This window comes from Achromobacter sp. NPDC008082, from assembly GCF_042957345.1.
GTDB classification, from domain to species: domain Bacteria; phylum Pseudomonadota; class Gammaproteobacteria; order Burkholderiales; family Burkholderiaceae_B; genus Achromobacter; species Achromobacter kerstersii_A.
In genome coordinates, this window is the sequence record NZ_JBIBIB010000003.1 from 567,043 (window position 1) to 583,202 (window position 16,160).

The window sequence follows — 16,160 nt, forward strand, 5'->3', positions numbered from 1 at the left end:
CTCAGAGCTGGCTCATCCCGCCATCGACGATGATCTCGGTGCCGACAATGAACGCGGATTCCGGCGCGGCCAGATGCAGCACGGTCGACGCCAATTCTTGCGGCGTGCCAAAGCGGCCCAACGGAATCTGCGACTGGATGCTGGCGGCGGTCTTCTCGAGCGTGTCCGCGTCCAACCCCAGCTTGCCGTAGATGGGCGTTGCGATCGGGCCGGGGCTGACCACGTTCACACGGATGCCGCGCGGCAGTAACTCTGCCGACAAGGTCTTGGCCAGCGAGATCAGCGCGGCCTTGCTGGCGGCGTAAATGCTGGATGCCGGCATGCCGATGTGCGCGTTGATGGAGCCATTAAGCACAATGGACGCGCCCGCGTTCAACAGCGGCTCCAGCGCTTGCAGCTGGAAGTACACGCCCTTGATGTTCGTGTTGAAGGTTTGGTCCCAGAGGTCTTCGGTGGCGTCCGCCAACGTTGCGAACTTGGCGATGCCGGCGTTGACGAAGACGGCGTCCAAGCGCACGTCCGCGGCCTTCAATGCCAGGGCCAGCTCGGCGGCGGCCCCCGGGGCGCCCGCGGCGTTACGGATGGCCAGGGCGTTGCCGCCCAGCGCGGCGCGGGCGCTTTCCAGCGCAGCTTTGTCGCGCCCGGTGACGATGACGCGGGCGCCTTCGTCGGCGAAGGCTTGCGCCGCCGCCAGGCCGATGCCGCTGGTGCCGCCGGTGACCAAAACGGTCTTATGTTCAAAACGGTTCATGGTGATCTCCTTGGGAGTCGTTCGATAAGGTGTAGCCATGTTGCGCCTGGGCTGGCGCTTTGTCGTACGATCTTTCGGACGAACACGTTCGAAGGAATCGCACATGTTGACGGCAAATGAACTGGCGCTGCTGGAAGCCATCCGGGACAGCGGCAGCCTGTCCCGCGCGGCGGCAAAACTGGGGCGGGCGCCCTCGTCGGTGTCGCACGCGGCCCGCCAACTGGAAGAACGCTTTGATGCCTTGCTGTTTGACCGCCGCCGCTACCGGCTGCAACTGACGCCCGCGGGCCACATCCTGGCCGAGGAAGCCGCGCGGCTGATGCTGGACGTGTCGCGGCTGACGCAGCGCGTCAAACAAGTCGCCAGCGGCTGGGAAGACCGGCTGCATATCGTCAGCGACGAAATCCTGGAATTCGAATTGATGGCCCCTTTGATCCACGCGTTCGACCGGCTGAATTCCGGCGTCAGCCTGCGTCTGACGCATGAAGTGCTGGGCGGCACGTGGGAAGCGTTGCGGGAAGGCCGGGCCGACCTGATCGTGGGGGCGACGAACGAGCCTCAGTCTATGCCGAACCTGCAATGGGCGGAACTGGGCGCAATGGAATGGGTGTTCGCGGTGTCGCCCCGCCATCCGCTGGCCAGGCTGAAACCCCCATTGCGGCAGGACCAGATTAAACAGCATCGCGCCGTGGTGGTGGCGGACACGTCGCGCACCAGCGCCGCGCGTGGCTACGGGCGGGTAGGGGGGCAGGCGGTGCTGGCGGTGCCCAGCATGCGCGCCAAAATTCTGGCGCAGCGCGAGGGGCTGGGCGTGGGCTGGCTGCCGCGCCATCGCGTGGCGTCCTTGCTGGCGCGCGGCGATCTGGTGGAAAAAGCGATCGAGACGCCGCGCGAACCCAACCTGCTGTATCTGGCGTGGCGCGGCGGCCACGAGGGGCGCGCGCTGCAATGGTGGCTGGAGCAACTGCGCCAGCCCACGATGGCGGCGGCGCTGATGCGGGGGATTGATGTGGGGGATTGATGTGGGGTGATCACTCTTCCGCCAACGCGGCCTGCACGCTGGCCCGTTCGCCTACGCGGGACATATACCCCGGCAGGGCGGGCCAGCGCGCCAGGGCAATATCGAAGAACGCCGCCCAGCGCAGCACGGTGTACAGATAGGCGTCCGCCACGCTGAACCGGCTGCCAGCCACATACCGCTGGGCGTCCAGCACGCCGGCAACATAGTCCAGGCGCTTTTCCAGCCGCGCCTGCCACCAGTCGCGCGCGGCTTGCGGCAGGGCGCGGTTGAACAGCGGGCCAAAGCCGCCATGGATTTCGGTGCTGATGAAGTTCAGCCACTCTTGCAGGCGGCTGCGTTCCCAGGTTCCGTTGGGCGGGGCGAGCCCGGCTTCCGGTTTCAAGTCCGCCAGGTACTGCACAATGGCCGGCCCTTCGGTCAGCACTTGCCCGTCGTCGCGTTGCAGCGCGGCCACGTAACCCTTGGGGTTGATCGCCAGAAAGTCACCGCCGTCGGCGGTGCGTTTGGTCTGGTTATTCACGCGCACCAGCGTGAAGGGCAGGCCCAGCTCGCGCAGCACGATGTGCGGCGACAGCGAGCAGGTGTCGGGGGCGTAATACAGCTTCATCGGGTCAGTCCTGAATTCAACAAGGCGTTCATGTTGAAGCCGCGGAAGGCATGCGTAAAATTACTTCTTCAGAAAATAGACATAAGAAGAGCTAATGCCATGATGAACCTGATGCACTGGCGGCTGGTGCTGGCGGTGGCGGATGCCGGCAACATTACGCACGCGGCGGCGCAGGTAGGCATGACGCAGTCGGGCGCCAGCCAGGCCATCGCACAGTTGGAAGACATGCTGGGCGCGCCGCTTTTCACGCGTGACCGGCGTCAGACGCTGCCCACCGCGTTGGGACTGCGCGTGGTGGACGAAGCGCGCGCCATGCTGGACGCGCTGGGCCGCATTCAGGCGCTGTCGCAGGATGCACGCGGCGCGGCGCGCGGCACCTTGCGGCTGGCCAGTTTCCCCATGGTGTTCTCAACCATTCTGCCGCCCGTGCTGCGGCGGTTTCGGCAATTGCATCCGGCGATTGATGTGGTGTCGCTGGAAGCCAGCGATGACGAAGTCGAAACCTTGCTGGCGGCAGGCACGGTGGATGTGGGCGTGGTCTTGAACGCTGCGCCGGGCCGTCACGTGTGCCCGTTGGGTGAAGACGAATGGATGGCGGTGCTGCCCGCTGCGCATCCGCTGGCGCGTGCGGGCAGCGCCATCGGCTTTGCGGCGCTGGCCGCGCAACCGTTCGTGCTGGCAACGGGCGGTTGCAGCGTGCACGCACAAAGCCTGGCGCAAGACGCCGGCATCGCCATCAGCGACGTGCGCGCCACGGTGCGCGATTGGGCAAGCGCATTCGCGCTGGTCCGCGAAGGGCTAGGCGTAACGCTGGTGCCCGCCTTGACCTTGCCCGAAAACCGCCGGGGCTTGCGCGTGTTGCGGCTGGCGGCGCCGCAGTACCGGTCGTTTAGCTTGGCGGCGTCCCGGCATGCGGCAAACAGCGCGCCGGTTCAGGCCTTGTTTGAGATGTTGCAGCCGCCCTCAACCCGCGCCAGCCGCAAACCGTAGCAGATAGCCGTCGGGGTCTTGCACCAGGAATTCCCTGCACACGGACCAGCCGTCGCCGACCCGGTAGCGCTTTTCTTCAATCGGACGAAAGAGCGGCCAATTCGCTTCGGCCAGCGCATCGGCGATGGGCTCGATGCTGGGCACCGTCATTTGAAAATTGATGCCTCGGCCGAAGGGGCGTTCAAGCGGTCCCGTGTCCCATTCATGGTTGATCTGGCACAGCATGATCTGTAACGGCCCGCGCTCCAGGTACGCAAAGCCGGCCTCGGGCCGCGCATAGGCCACGTCAAAGCCCAGCAGTTTGCACCAGAAGGCCAGGCTGGCGTCCAGGTTGGATACGTCAAGCTCCGGCACCATCGCCGCAAAGCCGCCGGTGGGCGGCCGTCCTTCCGAGGAAGCGTTGTTTCGTTCTTGTTGGTCCATGTCTCTGGTGGTTGTCATCTGTGCCGGATTTGCGACATGCTAACGGCACGCCGACGATTATCCTGGCAAATGCGTGATCGCGCGTTTCACTGCAAGATTGACCGCGAGATCCGCCGCAAGATCAATCGCTACGGCGCACAACAGTCCAAAGGACGGAAATGGAAGAGACAACGCACGACGCGGCCATGAACTGGCCGCAGCTGGTGGACGACCTGAACAAGCTGCTGCGCCTGAAGACCACGGTCATCGGCATGAAGCTGTTTGAAGATGAAGCGGACATGGCGAACGTTAAGGGGTTGCGCCGCCCGCAAGCCACGCACACCACGGACCAGATCGTGGGCATGGCCGCGCGGCTGGGCTGGACGGTGGGAATCACCGGCGACGATCTGGTCGGCGCGCAGTGCCGTGCGGTGATCGGCCTGGGTCCGCAAGATGAAGACTGGAAAAGCGGCAAGGACTACGTGGGCGTCTGGCATGCCACCGAAGCCGACGCGCGGGCGCGCCAATCGGCCCTGTCCTGCGTGCCGGCGGGCAAGTATCGCGGGCTGGTGGTGTCCCCCTTGGCATCGGGCCGGCTTGATCCGCCCGACATCTGCCTGGTGTATGCCACGCCCGGGCAGATGATCATTCTTATCAACGGCTTGCAGTGGAAAAACTACCGCCGCTTTGACTGGAGCGTGGTGGGCGAGACCGCCTGTGCGGACTCCTGGGGCCGGGCGCTGGCCACGGGCGAACCCAGCCTGTCCTTGCCCTGTTTTGCCGAGCGCCGATACGGCGGCGTGCCTGATGAAGAAATGCTGATGGCCTTGCCGCCGCGTTATCTGCCGATTGCCATCGACGGCATGAAGGCGCTGGCGGCCAACGGCTTGCGCTACCCGATTGCGCCCTATGGCATTCAAAACGATGTGCGCGCCGGCATGGGCGTGAGCTATGCGAAGAGGGCGCAATGATCGCGAGTGACACGCGCTGGGCCGCGGTGCTGGCGGTGGTGGGGGCGGGCGTCGTCGCGTCGTTGCAGGTGGGCAAGGTGATCATCGCCGCGCCGCTGCTGCGCACGGACATGGGCCTGGACCTGGCGTCGATTGGCACGCTGACGGCGGTGTTTTCCATTTTGGGCGTGGTGGGCGGCATCGCCGCAGGCGGCGTCATCGCCCGGTTCGGCGCGCGGCGCATGTTGCTGTTGGGGCTGTTGGCGACGGCGCTGGGCACCGTCATCGGTGCGATGGCGCCCGGCTACGGTGTGCTGTTGGCGTCGCGCGTGATCGAAGGGCTGGGTTTTCTGATGATTACCGTGGCCGGGCCCGCCGCGTTGCAACGCATGGTGTCGGCCTCGGGCCGTGACTTCGCGTTTGCGCTCTGGAGCTGCTACATGCCGGCGGGCATGGCCATTGCGATGCTGGCGTCGCAAGCCTTTGATCAGTGGCAGGCGTACTGGTGGTGCGCGGGGGTTGCGGTGGCGGTGGCGTTCGTGAGCGTGGTCGCGCTGGCGCCCGCATCGCCGCCGGGGCCGCCGTTGTCGTGGCGCGGCATGCGGCAAGACACCACCGACACGCTCGGCGCCGCAGGCCCGGTGCTGCTGGCGTTGTCGTTCACGCTCTACAGCCTGATGTTCTTTGCGCTGTTCACCTTCCTGCCCGTGCTGCTGATGGAGCAGATGGGCTTGACGCTGGCCCAGGCGGGGCTATACAGCGCCATTGCCAGCGCGGCGAATCTGATCGGCAACCTGGGCGCGGGCGTGCTGCTTGCGCGCGGCTGGCGGCGGTCGACGTTGATTGCGTGCGCCAGCGCGGCGATGGCCGTGGTGGCCTTATTGATCTTCCGCTCGGTGCTTCCCGCCATGCCCACTTTTCTGCTCTGCGTGCTGTTCTCGGCGGTGGGCGGTTTGATCCCCGCTACCTTGCTCGGCACCGCACCGCTGGTGGCGCCGCGGGCGGGGCTGGCGGCGGCGTCGGTGGGGCTGGTCATGCAGGGCAGCAACTTGGGCCAGGTCATTGGCCCCGTCACCGTCGGGGGCGTGATCGACCGTTACGGCTGGGGCGCGGCGTCTTACGTGGTGGTGGCGGCGGGCGTGGCGGGGGTGCTCATTGCAGGCGGCTTGCGGCGGGTGCGGGCGGCCAGACTCTAGCGGCATTGCGCAGCCTCAATCCACGCCATCGAAGCCCGCATGCACCCGTCATGAACGAGGCCTATCATGAAGGCCGACCTTGTTGGAGCCGATATGCAACCGTCTACCACCCGCCTTGTCATCTTCGATTGCGATGGCGTTCTGATCGATAGCGAAATCATCGCCGCGCGCGCACAGTCGCGCGCGTTGGCCGAACATGGCATTACGATCACGCCCGAAGAAGCCGCCCACCGTTTCGCTGGCATTCCCGATGCCGACATGTGGCAAACCCTGCAAAGCGAAAATTCCTGCACCTTGCCCGACAGCTTCGCGCGGCAGTATGCCGACCGCCTTGCGCACACGTTCCGCGAAGAACTGCGGGCCTTGCCGCATGTGCACGAAACGGTCGCCGCGCTGCGCGCACGGGGGATGGACGTCTGCGTGGCCAGCAGCAGCACGCCGCCCAAATTGGAAGCCGCGCTGAAGCTGGTGGGCCTGTGGGACGACTTCGCGCCCAACGTGTTCAGCACGGCGCAAGTGGCCAAGGGCAAGCCCGCGCCGGACGTCTTCCTGTTCGCCGCGCGCCAGATGCGCACGGCGATTCTGGATTGCGTGGTGGTGGAAGACAGCGTGCCGGGCGTGCGCGCCGCCCGCGCCGCGCGCATGCGGGCGGTGGGCTATGTGGGCGCGTCGCACAATGGGCCGAACCAGCGCCAGCGCTTGCTGGACGAAGGCGCGTTCGACGTCATTGATGACCTGAGCCGCTTGCCGGACTTGCTGTAGCGGGTATCGGTACGGGTATGGGCTTCACGCGCACCGCGCGCAGCACGCCCACGACCAGGCAGCCGATGCCAACCAGCGTCAGCGGTTCAGGCGCCGTGCCGCGCAGGATGAAGGCGTAGGCTAGCGCGGCCAGCGTTTCAAACACGATAAGCTGGCCGGCCAAGGCGGTGGGCAGCCGCTGGCTGGCTTCGTTCCAGCACAAGGTGCCCAGCCACGATGCGAACAGGCCGATGATGATCATCAGACCCAGGAACACGTCGGGGCGCGGGCCCAATGGCATGTCGAAGGCGCTGCCGGCGGCGGCCATGCCGCCCCAGAGTATGGCGTAGCCTGCCAAGGCCAGCGGCAGCGTGGCCACGCCCTGCGCCGTGGCCCAGGTGCTGGGGCTGCGGTCGGGATGCGCGCGCAACCAGTCGGCGTTGCGCAGCGGATACCAGGTCCAGCAGGCGACGGCGGCCAGCGCCAGCAAGGCGCCAACCGCGTAGCGCGACAGATCGGCATCGGCGTCCTGGCGCAGCGCTTGCAGCTCCACCTGATTGACGCAGCCTATGCCCAGCGCAATCAACGCAAGCGAAGGCGCCAGACGCTTCCAGGGCAGTTTGCCGTCGCGGCGCGCGTTGCGCAGATTGGCGCAGATGGCGATCACCACCGGTAAGGTGCCGATGATCATGGTGGGGACGGGGCCGCCCGCGCGCTGGATGGCGCTGGCCAGGCACAGGTAGTACAGCAGGTTGCCGATGGCGGCCAGCTTCAGCGCTTCCATCCAGTCGGCGCGGCGCAACTGCCGCAAGCGGTTGCGATCCAGCCACGCGAGCGGCAGCGCGATCAGCCCGAACGCCAGGTAGCGCGCCACGGATTGCAGCGCCGCCGGGTATTCCGGCAGCAGCAACGGCCCCACGAACACCAGCCCCCACATCAAGCCGGCGGCCAGCGCATAAAGGGTTCCTGCCCACATACCTTGCTCCTGCGAATCAATGCGGGCAGTCTAGCCACCGCGGGCAGGGCGGGTCTTGTACCAGATTGCGGTGGCGACGCGGTTCAAGTGTTGGCGTGGTTAAGACGCACCGGTTCAAGCGCGAACGGGGTGAAGGCAGAACCGATTCAAGTGCGAATGGGGTGAAGGCAGAACCGGTTCAAGCGCGAACCTGCTTCTGGTAACGGGCGGGCGTGACGCCGTAGCGGCGCGAAAAGGCGCGCGTCAGGTGCGCCTGGTCGGTCAAACCGGCCGCCAGCGCCACTTGCGCGGGTTCAATACCGGCGGCCAGCAGGCGCTTGGCCTCGAACAGGCGCAGCGCCATCAGCATCTGCTGCGGCGTGGCGTGATAGTGCGACTGAAAGCGCCGCAGGAAGTGAAACGGGCTTAAGCCGGCCACCGCGGCCAGGTCGTCAAGCGTGAGCCGGCGCGACAGGTTCGCGCGCAGGTAGTCGATGACGGGCGCAAAGCGCGGTGCGCCTTCCGCTTGTGCATCGCGCGGCACGCGGGCGTGGCGGCGGAATTCGTTCAGCAGGGTGTAGAGCGCGCTGTCGAAGGCCAGCGGTTCGTGCGCTTGCCACAGGGTGTCGAGCAAGAGGGTGACGCGCTGCGCGCTGGCGGCGTCATGGCCCACCGCGGTATCGAACCACCAGCCGGCTTCGCCCGTCACGCGCGCCACGACGTCCGCATCGATGTAGACCATGCGATAGCGCCAGCCGCCTTCCGTTTCGGCGCGGCCGGTATGCAGTTCGTCGGGGTTCATCAGCACGACGGAGCCTGACGGGGCCAGATGATCCGCGCCCCGGTAGCGGAAGCGTTCGACGCCGGATTCGATTGCGCCCAAGCCATAGGCTTCATGCGTGTGGGGTTCGAACGCGTGCCGGATGATGTGGGCGCGGTAAAGCTCCACGCCGGGCTGATGCGCGGCGTGACGGAATTCGGCGCGGTCATTGGGGTGGTCGAATGCCGCCGGCACGCCCGTCAGTACGGGCGCGCCCGGAGTGGGCGAGGGGGCATGCACGGAACACATGCCTGGGATTAAAGCACGGCCGCCGGCCGCAGCCCGTGGCTCGCCCGTGCAATGAATTCCCCCAATTTCTGGATGCTCATTGGGCGGCCGAACAACCAGCCCTGCGCATATTGCACGCCGCGCGCGCGCAGGATGTCGCGCTGCGCTTCGGTCTCTACCCCTTCGGCAATCATCTGCAAACCCAGCGAACGCGCCAGTTCGATGATGTGAAACGTCACCAGGCTGGTCGGGGCGTCGGTGCCCAGCGTATCGACGAACATCTTGTCGATCTTCAAAAAGTCCAGCTCGTAGGTCGCCAGGTACGACAGGCTGGAATGGCCCGTGCCAAAGTCGTCGATCGCCACGCGAAAGCCGCCCGCCCGCACGGCGAGCAACACGCCGCGCGCTTTGTCGGGCGACATCAATCCGCGCTCGGTGATTTCGAACATCAGGCTGGCGGGACCCATGCCGGCGTTTGCCGCCAGTTCCTTCATGCGCGTGTCCATGCCTTCCGAATGCAGATCGTCGGGCGACAGGTTGATGGCGATGTGCAGGTGGGGGTCGGCGCGCAGCAATTCGGCGGCGTCGCGCACCACGATTTCCATGACGCGGGTGGTGATGCGTTGGATCATGCCGTTGGCTTCGGCCAGCGGAATGAACACGTTGGGGCTGACCAGCGCGCCGTCTTCATTGCGCCACCGCGCCAGCGCCTCGGCGCCCACGCATCGGCCGTCTTGCAGGTCGATGATGGGCTGGTATTCCACGAAGAATTCGTCGCGGTCGATGGCGGCCTGCAGCTCGCCGCTGAGCGACAGGCGGCGGCGCGCGACGAACACCACGACGCCCGTCAGCAACAGCCCCAGGATCAGGCCGACGGGGCCCAGGATGTAGGCGAACCGCTGTACCTGCGCCTGCACCAGCGCCGAGGGCATGGCGGCCAACGCCGCGCTGTCGCCCGTGTCGGACGGCTGAATCACCACGAAGTAGCCGCCGTCTTCAAACTGGATGGGCTGGCCTTGGTAGCGGTCGATCCACTCGTCCTGGATGGCGCCGCGGCGGCCCAGAATCAAGCGCTGTCCGGTGGAAAAGAAGGCCAGCGAGACGGGCGATTCGCGGTTCAGCAGGTCGATCGCTAGATCGGGATACACGAGCGCGGCGTAACCGTCGCGGCCCAGCACGCTGAAGGTTTGCCCGGGCAGGTTGGGCAATTCGATTGCGCTCCAGAAGCGCAAGCCGTATTGGCGGTTGCCATGCGGTGCGCCCAGGTTCAACGGCACGCTTTGCGCGCCCAGCGTGGTACAGACCAGCGCGTCATGCTCCAGCCGCGCCATGCCCGCCACGTGGCTGAACGCCGCCGACAACATGCCCATGCGCGTCAGTTGCTCGGGCGAGCAGGGCGGTTCGGCGGGGTTGTTGTTCAGGGCGTCGATGGCGTCGCTGATTTGCAGGCGGGCATTGTCGGCGCGGTGCAGCACGTCTTCGGCCAGGTCGTGCAATGAGGCCAGCGCGTCGTCACGGCCCTGCGTCTGCGCCAGATAAAGCGACAGCGAAAAAGGCACGATCAAGGCCAGGACACCAACCGTTGATGCCAATAACACCATGCCTGTCTTGTTCATGCGACGCTCCGCAACCTGCTTTTCACGATACGGATCAGGCTACTCCCGGCCCGCGCGCGCGTTGCGTGCATTGACAATATTTGACAGTCGTCCAGGTTACGTGGGCATATCCTTGGCGCGCGCCAGCAACAGCGCTTGTTCGCGGGCGTTGCGTGTCATGCCGGCCGCGCGTTCAAATTCTGCGCGGGCTTCGGCGTGGCGGCCCAGCTTGGCGAGCAGGTCGCCGCGCACGCTGGGCAGCCAGTGGTAGTTGGCCAGGGCGGGGTTGGACGACAGCTCATCGGCCAGATCCAGCCCGGCTTGCGGGCCAAAGGCCATGCCGACGGCGACGGCGCGGTTCAGCGCCACGACCGGCGACGGCATCACCTGCGCCAACGCGTCGTATAGCGCGACGATGCGCGGCCAATCCGTGTCTTCTGGCTTACGGGCGCGCGCATGGCAGGCGGCCAATTCCGCTTGCAGCGCATACGGGCCGCGTGCGCCGCCCTGCGCGTCCGAACGCGCCAGCGCGGCCAGCCCACGCCGGATCAGCAGCGGGTCCCAGCGGCTGCGGTCCTGTTCCATCAACAGGACGGGGCGGCCTTGCGCATCGGTCCGGGCGTGCAAGCGTGACGCCTGCAATTCCATCAGCGCGACCAGGCCGTGCACTTCCGCTTCTTGCGGTGTGAGTTCGGCCAGGATGCGGCCCAGCCGCAGCGCTTCATCGCAAAGCGCCGGGCGCATCCAGTCATCGCCCGAGGTCGCTGAATAGCCTTCGTTGAAAATCAAATAGATCACTTCCAGCACCGAGGCCAGCCGGGGCGCGCGGTCTTCTGCACGCGGCACTTCAAACGGCACGTTGGCTGCCGTCAGGCTGCGTTTGGCCCGCACGATGCGCTGGGCGATGGTGGATTCGGACGCCAGAAACGCGCGCGCGATCTCGGCGGTAGACAGCCCGCCCAGCAGGCGCAGCGTCAACGCCACCCGGGCGTCGGTGGACAGCACGGGGTGGCAGGCGGTGAAGACCAGGCGCAAGAGGTCGTCGCCAATGTCGTCCTGGCGCGCGGCGTCCAGGGCGTCGACAAAGTCGGGCTCCACATCCGCATGCAAGGCTTCCAGCTCGTGGCCGATCTGCTCGTGCTTGCGAGTGTGCAGCGCGTCCAGACGCAAGCGGTCGCGGGCGCGGTTCTTTGCGGTGGTCATCAGCCACGCTCCGGGGTTGTCCGGCACGCCGGTATCGGGCCAGCGTTCCAGGGCGGCCACCAGCGCATCCTGCGCCAGTTCTTCGGCCAGCCCGACGTCGCGCACCAGCCGCGCAACGCCGGCGATGACGCTGGCGGCCTCGATCCGCCAGACGGCTTCAATGGCGCGATGCGTGGCCGCTTGCGTCATGCTGCGGGGACCTCGCCGGGCACCATGTAGACCAGTTCCCAGATGTGGCCGTCCAGGTCTTCGAAGCCGTGGCCATACATGAAGCCGTGGTCTTGCGGCTCGCGCGGCACCGAGGCGCCGGCGGCCCGCGCGCGGGCGACCAGGTCATCGACTTCAGCGCGGCTTTCGCACGACAGGCAGATCAGCACTTCGGTGGCCTGCTTCGCGTCCACCAGCGGCTTGTCGGTAAAGCCCTTGAAGAAATCACGGGTCAGCAGCATCGCGTAGATGTCGTCGCTGATCACCATGCAGGCGCCCTGGTCGTTGGTGAACTGCGGGTTGAACGTGAAGCCCAGCTGCTTGAAGAAGGCTTGCGATTTCTGCATGTCGCCGATGGCGATGTTGACGAAGATTTTCTTGTGCATGACGTGGTCTCCAGAGGATCAGTGGCTGACGCCGGTGATGTCGCGAAATCGTTCGACTTCCTGGCTGGGGGCGAATTCGTCCAGCTCGAAAAGCTGGCGCACCTCGATCTCGCAGCGCTGGCCGGGAAAGGGTGTGGGAAAGCGCATCGCCCATTGCATGGCTTCCTCGCGCGAGCGCACCTGAATCAAGGTGTAGCCCGCGATCAGTTCCTTGGTTTCAGCGAAGGGGCCGTCGATGACGGTGCGCTTGCCGTCCGGCTCGCCGTCGTATTGCACGCGCCAGCCTTTGCTTGTGGGGTGCAGACCGTTGGCGTCGAGAAGTGCCCCCGCTTTGGCCAGGGCCTCGTGGTAGGTCAGCATCGACGCAAGCAAGCTTTCGTCCGGCATCTTGCCGGCTTCACTATCGGGCGTGGCCCGCACGATGATCATGAATCGCATCTGAGTCTCTCCTTGGGGTAGGACATCGCCGCCTGGGTTCCAAAGGGAGCTTCGGGGGCTTGTAGGGGGACGACGAACGGGGGTGACTCAGATCGACAGGAATGTCGCGAAGCTAGGGTAAATACTAGGACTTCAGCGGTGTCGGTTCCTTTGGCTGAATAGCAACGCTTCCTCGTCGGTAAGGTTCAACTGCCGACCGATACGCGCGAGCAATGAACCCAGCCTGATGCGTTTTTCTGACCGGGTGGCCTCTTTCAGGATGGCGCGGACTTCGGCCTCGATAGTCCGTCCATGCTGCTCTGCCCGCATGCGCAGTGCGCGGAGCACGTCTTCCGAGAGATTTCTAATGGTCAATGCAGGCATGGTGCCGTTACTCCTAATTGCTTGTTGGGTGCCTGCAAATGCCTACATAAAGCACGGCCCCAGTTCCCGGACTTCCACCGTTGCCCATTGCGCCGCCGGGCATTCGGCGGCTAGCGCAAGCGCTTCTTCGCGAGACTCACAGGTCAGCAGGAAAAACCCGCCGATCATTTCCTTGGCTTCGGCGTAGGGGCCGTCCAGCAGCGAGCGTTCGCCGTCGCGGATTTGCAGGCGGACGCTTTCGGAGTCGGACTTCAGGGATTCAGCGCTGACGAGCAGGCCGCGGCTTTTCAGTGCTTCGGCGTAGCGCACCATTTGCGCATAGGCCTCGCGGCCTTCTTCGGGGGTGCGCTGGGCGCGCTGGCCTACCGGTTCAACGATCAGCAACATATAGGACATGGCGTTTCCTGTTCTGGCCTGAGGGTGGAATGGCCGAAGCTTAACGCCGTTGCCCGGCCACACGCCAGCTTGGATGGGAGACTTTTGTCACCCTTCCTGGAAGATCGTCATGGCGGCGCGCGATGCCGCGCGCCGGCCTGTTGCGGGGGGCTTAGGACCGAGCCGGGGCCGGCTGCGCGGCGGGCGTGGGAGCGGCAGCGGCAGATTCGGGCGCCGTGACGGCTGGGGCCGGGGCAGCCGAAGCCGCGGCTTTCGCTTCCTTCGCCGGCGCCTGCTTCGGTGCAATATCCATGATTAATTCGACGCGGCGGTTGGCGGCGCGGCCGGCCGGCGTGTCGTTGGACTCGATGGGGCGCGTTTCCGCATAGCCCACGGCCCGCAGGCGCTGGCCGGCGACGCCGTCGCGCACCAGCTCGCGCAGCACGCTGGTGGCGCGGCTGCTGGATAGCTCCCAATTCGAGGCGAACTGGCGCGTCTGGATCGGCACGGGGTCGCTGTGGCCTTCGACCGACACCTGGTGTTCGTTCTTGTTCAGAATCGTCGCCAGGCGTTTGATCACGTCCAGGCCGGCCGGGCTGAGCGTGGCCTGGCCCGACGGGAACAGCAGTTCGTTGCTGATGCGGAAGCTGACGGACTGTTCGTTGATGATCACGTCCACCGACTTGCCCAGGTCGCCCAGCCCCAAGGATTCCTTGGACGGCGCCATCAGCGGCGGGGCGGCATCGGCCACCTTGACGCTGTCGTCGTCGGCGGGGGCGGCGGGGGCCGCAGCCGTGGCCGCAGGGGCCGCGGGCGGTTCGGCCCAGCTGGCGGGAATGGCGGGCATGTCGAATTCAGCGTATTCGCCGTCGTACTTGGGCAGGCCGGCCTTGGCCAGCGTCCCGACAAGCTCCATCGGCTCGTCCGACGGGCCGGAGGCCTGGCCGTGCAGGCGCGACACCGCCAGCATCACGACCAGCATGGCCAGCAGCAGCGTGATCAGGTCCAGGTAGCTGAGCAGCCAGTTTTCAGAATCCTGTTCGACTGTCTCTTCAACGTGCCAGCGGGAATAGCGGTCCTTGCGGTCGCTCTTGGTGGGGCGCCAGCCGCTGTTGTTGGCCGCCGCTTTCTGCGCGCGCAACTGGGCCTGGCGGGCCTGCTCGATCCGCTGCGCCAGGGAAGGAGAAATCAGGCTCATTGACGCGCGGGGGCCGGGCGGTTGATGGAGACGGGCTGGGCGGCGGGTTTGACCTGGCCTTCCGTCTTGGGTTTGGGCTGGGCCGCGGCGCCCGCGCCACCGTCGTAGATTTCGTCTTCAACGTGCAGCACGAAGGAATTCAGCGTCTCGCGCACCACCGCCGGGCCGCGCTTCTCGCACATCATCGAGATGCCTTGCAGCACCATGTTCATGGATTCCACGCGGCGCGCGGTGCGGCGTTCCAGCTTCAGCGCAATCGGTTTGCAGATGAGGTTGGCCAGCAAGATGCCGTAGAACGTCGTCATCAGGCCCACGGCCAGATGCTGGCCGATCATCGTCATGCTGCCGTCACCCAGCACCGCCATCAGGTTGATCAGCGCAACCAGCGTGCCCAGCATCCCGAAGGCCGGCGCAAAGGTCGCCATCACGCGGAACATCTGCGCTTCGGCCTGCTCGCGGGCGCGCAAACGCGCCACGCGCCATTGCAGCACTTCAATGATCTGGTCTTCGGGGGTGTTGTCGATGATCAGCTGCACGCCGGTGCGCAGGAACGGGTTCGACACCTTCTTCAGTGCTTGCTCGACCTTATGGACGTCGGTGTTCATCCACAGTTGCGCCATCGTCGCGAGTTCTTCGATGTCGCGCTGCTGGTCATGCTGGTCGTTGCGGAACACGGTGCGCACAAGCGAGAACACGCGCAGCACTTCATTCAGCGGGTAGGCGATAAACAGGGCTGCGCAGGTGCCGCCCAAGACGATGGCCAGGCCTGGCAAGTTGAAGTACATGCTGGCGTCGGTGGCGGACAGCGCCACGACGATAAGCAGGGTAAGCAGGCCAACAACGGCGCCGATGACGGAAGACGGATTCATGGATCTTGCCCGAAGGGGAAGGCACCCCTACGCGCGGAATGCCGGAATGTCGGGAATTCTAGCCAGGAGTCATTCGGGTCAATTCGCCGGAAAGCGGGCCTAAAGGGCCGGTAAGCGCCGGCTTAGGCTGCCTGTCAGGGGGCGGCGGGGCAGGGGCAAAATAAGGGGCGGATCGGTGCAGTCAACCGCGCTGAACCGGTGGCGCCTGCCGACCTTGGGCGGCTTGCTGCGCTTGCCGCGCTTGCCGGGCTTCCCACTCCTCGCGCGTGATTTCCCAGATCTCGGCGGGGTAGCGCCCGCTGACAAACCCGCGTTCTTCAACCGCGACGACGCGCATGCCGCCGCGTTCCGAAATCTTGCGCGAACCGGTATTGACGATGGCCTTGGGCGCGCGCAGCAGCGGCTTGCCCAGCACGTCGAACCAATAGGCCGTGACGGCGTCGCTGGCTTCGGTCATATAGCCTTGCCCGCGAAAATCGGGGTCCAGCCAGAAGCCGCGATTGTTGTTGGCCTCGTTGTCCATCAGGCTGACCATGCCGATCATTCGGCCCGGGTCGGCATGGGTGCGCAGCGTCCAATGCCACTCGTCGCCCCGATGAATGGCGGGCAGCGCCACGTGCTCAAGATAGTCGCGCGCGCCGTTTTCCGGGTAGGGCCAAGGCACCTGATCCGCCAGGAACTGCACCACTTCCCATTGCGGAAAGATGCGCTGAATGGCCTCGGCGTCCTGCATGGACAGGGGCTGCAACGTCAGTCTGGGGGTGGTCAGGGCGGGGTAGGCAGGGGTGTCAGGCACGGCGGTTGATCGCGCAAAATGAGGGGCTGAAGCCGGATATGTATATCATGAGCGCTATCTGGCGGCCCG

Annotated in this window: 19 protein-coding genes; 5 read left to right on the forward strand and 14 right to left on the reverse strand. The window is 65.9% G+C overall.

Features of this window, described 5'->3' with window-relative positions:
* Position 1: 1 nt before the first annotated feature.
* Complete coding sequence (locus tag ACFZAI_RS14670; protein WP_391567542.1) at positions 2-751, reverse strand: SDR family oxidoreductase; 750 nt, start codon at positions 749-751, stop codon at positions 2-4.
* Positions 752-854: 103 nt separating this feature from the next.
* Between ACFZAI_RS14670 and ACFZAI_RS14675 the strand changes: the two genes are divergently transcribed.
* A complete protein-coding gene (locus ACFZAI_RS14675) occupies positions 855-1,772 on the forward strand; it encodes a LysR family transcriptional regulator (protein WP_391567543.1) in 918 nt (305 codons plus the stop codon).
* Between the two features lie 10 nt (positions 1,773-1,782).
* Here ACFZAI_RS14675 and gstA read toward each other — a convergent pair whose 3' ends face one another.
* Complete coding sequence (gene gstA, locus ACFZAI_RS14680; protein ID WP_391567544.1) at positions 1,783-2,379, reverse strand: glutathione transferase GstA; 597 nt, start codon at positions 2,377-2,379, stop codon at positions 1,783-1,785.
* Between the two features lie 99 nt (positions 2,380-2,478).
* On the opposite strand from gstA, the gene ACFZAI_RS14685 reads away from it, so the two are divergent.
* Positions 2,479-3,369, forward strand: coding sequence for a LysR family transcriptional regulator (locus tag ACFZAI_RS14685; RefSeq protein ID WP_391567545.1), 891 nt, complete (start codon positions 2,479-2,481; stop codon positions 3,367-3,369).
* Here ACFZAI_RS14685 and ACFZAI_RS14690 read toward each other — a convergent pair.
* Positions 3,343-3,792: a bleomycin resistance protein gene (locus ACFZAI_RS14690; protein ID WP_391567546.1), complete on the reverse strand. Its 450-nt coding sequence runs from the start codon at positions 3,790-3,792 to the stop codon at positions 3,343-3,345. The two genes, ACFZAI_RS14685 and ACFZAI_RS14690, sit on opposite strands and share 27 nt — an antisense overlap.
* Before the next feature lie 158 nt (positions 3,793-3,950).
* Between ACFZAI_RS14690 and ACFZAI_RS14695 the strand changes: the two genes are divergently transcribed.
* From ACFZAI_RS14695 to ACFZAI_RS14705, 3 genes are all read left to right on the forward strand, one after another.
* Positions 3,951-4,742 (forward strand): DUF169 domain-containing protein, encoded by a 792-nt coding sequence (locus tag ACFZAI_RS14695; protein WP_391567547.1) that lies wholly within the window; start codon positions 3,951-3,953, stop codon positions 4,740-4,742.
* Positions 4,739-5,917: an MFS transporter gene (locus ACFZAI_RS14700; protein ID WP_391567548.1), complete on the forward strand. Its 1,179-nt coding sequence runs from the start codon at positions 4,739-4,741 to the stop codon at positions 5,915-5,917. The genes ACFZAI_RS14695 and ACFZAI_RS14700 overlap by 4 nt, the downstream gene beginning before the upstream one ends.
* A gap of 93 nt (positions 5,918-6,010) precedes the next feature.
* On the forward strand, positions 6,011-6,679 hold the full coding sequence (locus ACFZAI_RS14705; protein ID WP_391567549.1) for an HAD family hydrolase: 669 nt from the start codon (positions 6,011-6,013) through the stop codon (positions 6,677-6,679).
* On the opposite strand, the gene ACFZAI_RS14710 is transcribed toward ACFZAI_RS14705, so the two are convergent.
* From ACFZAI_RS14710 to ACFZAI_RS14760, 11 genes are all read right to left on the reverse strand, one after another.
* Positions 6,642-7,634: a DMT family transporter gene (locus tag ACFZAI_RS14710; protein WP_391567550.1), complete on the reverse strand. Its 993-nt coding sequence runs from the start codon at positions 7,632-7,634 to the stop codon at positions 6,642-6,644. The two genes, ACFZAI_RS14705 and ACFZAI_RS14710, sit on opposite strands and share 38 nt — an antisense overlap.
* 178 nt (positions 7,635-7,812) lie before the next feature.
* Positions 7,813-8,637 carry an AraC family ligand binding domain-containing protein gene (locus ACFZAI_RS14715; RefSeq protein ID WP_391567863.1) on the reverse strand — a complete coding sequence of 275 codons (825 nt, stop codon included), beginning with the start codon at positions 8,635-8,637 and terminating at the stop codon, positions 7,813-7,815.
* A 53-nt stretch (positions 8,638-8,690) separates the two neighbouring features.
* On the reverse strand, positions 8,691-10,277 hold the full coding sequence (locus tag ACFZAI_RS14720) for an EAL domain-containing protein (protein WP_391567551.1): 1,587 nt from the start codon (positions 10,275-10,277) through the stop codon (positions 8,691-8,693).
* Between the two features lie 96 nt (positions 10,278-10,373).
* Positions 10,374-11,648 carry an RNA polymerase sigma factor gene (locus tag ACFZAI_RS14725; protein ID WP_391567552.1) on the reverse strand — a complete coding sequence of 425 codons (1,275 nt, stop codon included), beginning with the start codon at positions 11,646-11,648 and terminating at the stop codon, positions 10,374-10,376.
* A complete protein-coding gene (locus ACFZAI_RS14730; RefSeq protein ID WP_391567553.1) occupies positions 11,645-12,052 on the reverse strand; it encodes a VOC family protein in 408 nt (135 codons plus the stop codon). The genes ACFZAI_RS14725 and ACFZAI_RS14730 overlap by 4 nt, the downstream gene beginning before the upstream one ends.
* 18 nt (positions 12,053-12,070) lie before the next feature.
* Positions 12,071-12,490, reverse strand: a complete 420-nt coding sequence (locus ACFZAI_RS14735; protein ID WP_391567554.1) for a YciI family protein — start codon at positions 12,488-12,490, stop codon at positions 12,071-12,073.
* Positions 12,491-12,622: 132 nt separating this feature from the next.
* Positions 12,623-12,853: an Arc family DNA-binding protein gene (locus tag ACFZAI_RS14740; protein ID WP_391567555.1), complete on the reverse strand. Its 231-nt coding sequence runs from the start codon at positions 12,851-12,853 to the stop codon at positions 12,623-12,625.
* Positions 12,854-12,895: 42 nt separating this feature from the next.
* Complete coding sequence (locus ACFZAI_RS14745; RefSeq protein WP_391567556.1) at positions 12,896-13,249, reverse strand: YciI family protein; 354 nt, start codon at positions 13,247-13,249, stop codon at positions 12,896-12,898.
* Between the two features lie 151 nt (positions 13,250-13,400).
* On the reverse strand, positions 13,401-14,426 hold the full coding sequence (locus ACFZAI_RS14750; RefSeq protein WP_391567557.1) for a flagellar motor protein MotB: 1,026 nt from the start codon (positions 14,424-14,426) through the stop codon (positions 13,401-13,403).
* On the reverse strand, positions 14,423-15,295 hold the full coding sequence (locus ACFZAI_RS14755; protein ID WP_391567558.1) for a motility protein A: 873 nt from the start codon (positions 15,293-15,295) through the stop codon (positions 14,423-14,425). Before ACFZAI_RS14755 ends, ACFZAI_RS14750 begins: the two co-directional genes overlap by 4 nt.
* A gap of 181 nt (positions 15,296-15,476) precedes the next feature.
* Positions 15,477-16,091, reverse strand: coding sequence for a GNAT family N-acetyltransferase (locus ACFZAI_RS14760; protein WP_391567559.1), 615 nt, complete (start codon positions 16,089-16,091; stop codon positions 15,477-15,479).
* Positions 16,092-16,160: the final 69 nt, after the last annotated feature.

Excerpts from the sequence above, each read along its gene's own strand:
- ACFZAI_RS14720 (WP_391567551.1), bottom strand. The coding sequence starts at position 10,277 with ATGAACAAGACAGGCATGGTGTTATTGGCATCAACGGTTGGTGTCCTG.
- ACFZAI_RS14700 (WP_391567548.1), top strand. The coding sequence starts at position 4,739 with ATGATCGCGAGTGACACGCGCTGGGCCGCGGTGCTGGCGGTGGTGGGG.
- ACFZAI_RS14675 (WP_391567543.1), top strand. The coding sequence starts at position 855 with ATGTTGACGGCAAATGAACTGGCGCTGCTGGAAGCCATCCGGGACAGC.
- ACFZAI_RS14695 (WP_391567547.1), top strand. The coding sequence starts at position 3,951 with ATGGAAGAGACAACGCACGACGCGGCCATGAACTGGCCGCAGCTGGTG.
- ACFZAI_RS14725 (WP_391567552.1), bottom strand. The coding sequence starts at position 11,648 with ATGACGCAAGCGGCCACGCATCGCGCCATTGAAGCCGTCTGGCGGATC.
- ACFZAI_RS14750 (WP_391567557.1), bottom strand. The coding sequence starts at position 14,426 with ATGAGCCTGATTTCTCCTTCCCTGGCGCAGCGGATCGAGCAGGCCCGC.
- ACFZAI_RS14745 (WP_391567556.1), bottom strand. The coding sequence starts at position 13,249 with ATGTCCTATATGTTGCTGATCGTTGAACCGGTAGGCCAGCGCGCCCAG.
- ACFZAI_RS14735 (WP_391567554.1), bottom strand. The coding sequence starts at position 12,490 with ATGCGATTCATGATCATCGTGCGGGCCACGCCCGATAGTGAAGCCGGC.
- ACFZAI_RS14730 (WP_391567553.1), bottom strand. The coding sequence starts at position 12,052 with ATGCACAAGAAAATCTTCGTCAACATCGCCATCGGCGACATGCAGAAA.
- ACFZAI_RS14740 (WP_391567555.1), bottom strand. The coding sequence starts at position 12,853 with ATGCCTGCATTGACCATTAGAAATCTCTCGGAAGACGTGCTCCGCGCA.
- ACFZAI_RS14710 (WP_391567550.1), bottom strand. The coding sequence starts at position 7,634 with ATGTGGGCAGGAACCCTTTATGCGCTGGCCGCCGGCTTGATGTGGGGG.
- ACFZAI_RS14685 (WP_391567545.1), top strand. The coding sequence starts at position 2,479 with ATGATGAACCTGATGCACTGGCGGCTGGTGCTGGCGGTGGCGGATGCC.
- gstA (WP_391567544.1), bottom strand. The coding sequence starts at position 2,379 with ATGAAGCTGTATTACGCCCCCGACACCTGCTCGCTGTCGCCGCACATC.
- ACFZAI_RS14670 (WP_391567542.1), bottom strand. The coding sequence starts at position 751 with ATGAACCGTTTTGAACATAAGACCGTTTTGGTCACCGGCGGCACCAGC.
- ACFZAI_RS14690 (WP_391567546.1), bottom strand. The coding sequence starts at position 3,792 with ATGGACCAACAAGAACGAAACAACGCTTCCTCGGAAGGACGGCCGCCC.
- ACFZAI_RS14755 (WP_391567558.1), bottom strand. The coding sequence starts at position 15,295 with ATGAATCCGTCTTCCGTCATCGGCGCCGTTGTTGGCCTGCTTACCCTG.
- ACFZAI_RS14705 (WP_391567549.1), top strand. The coding sequence starts at position 6,011 with ATGCAACCGTCTACCACCCGCCTTGTCATCTTCGATTGCGATGGCGTT.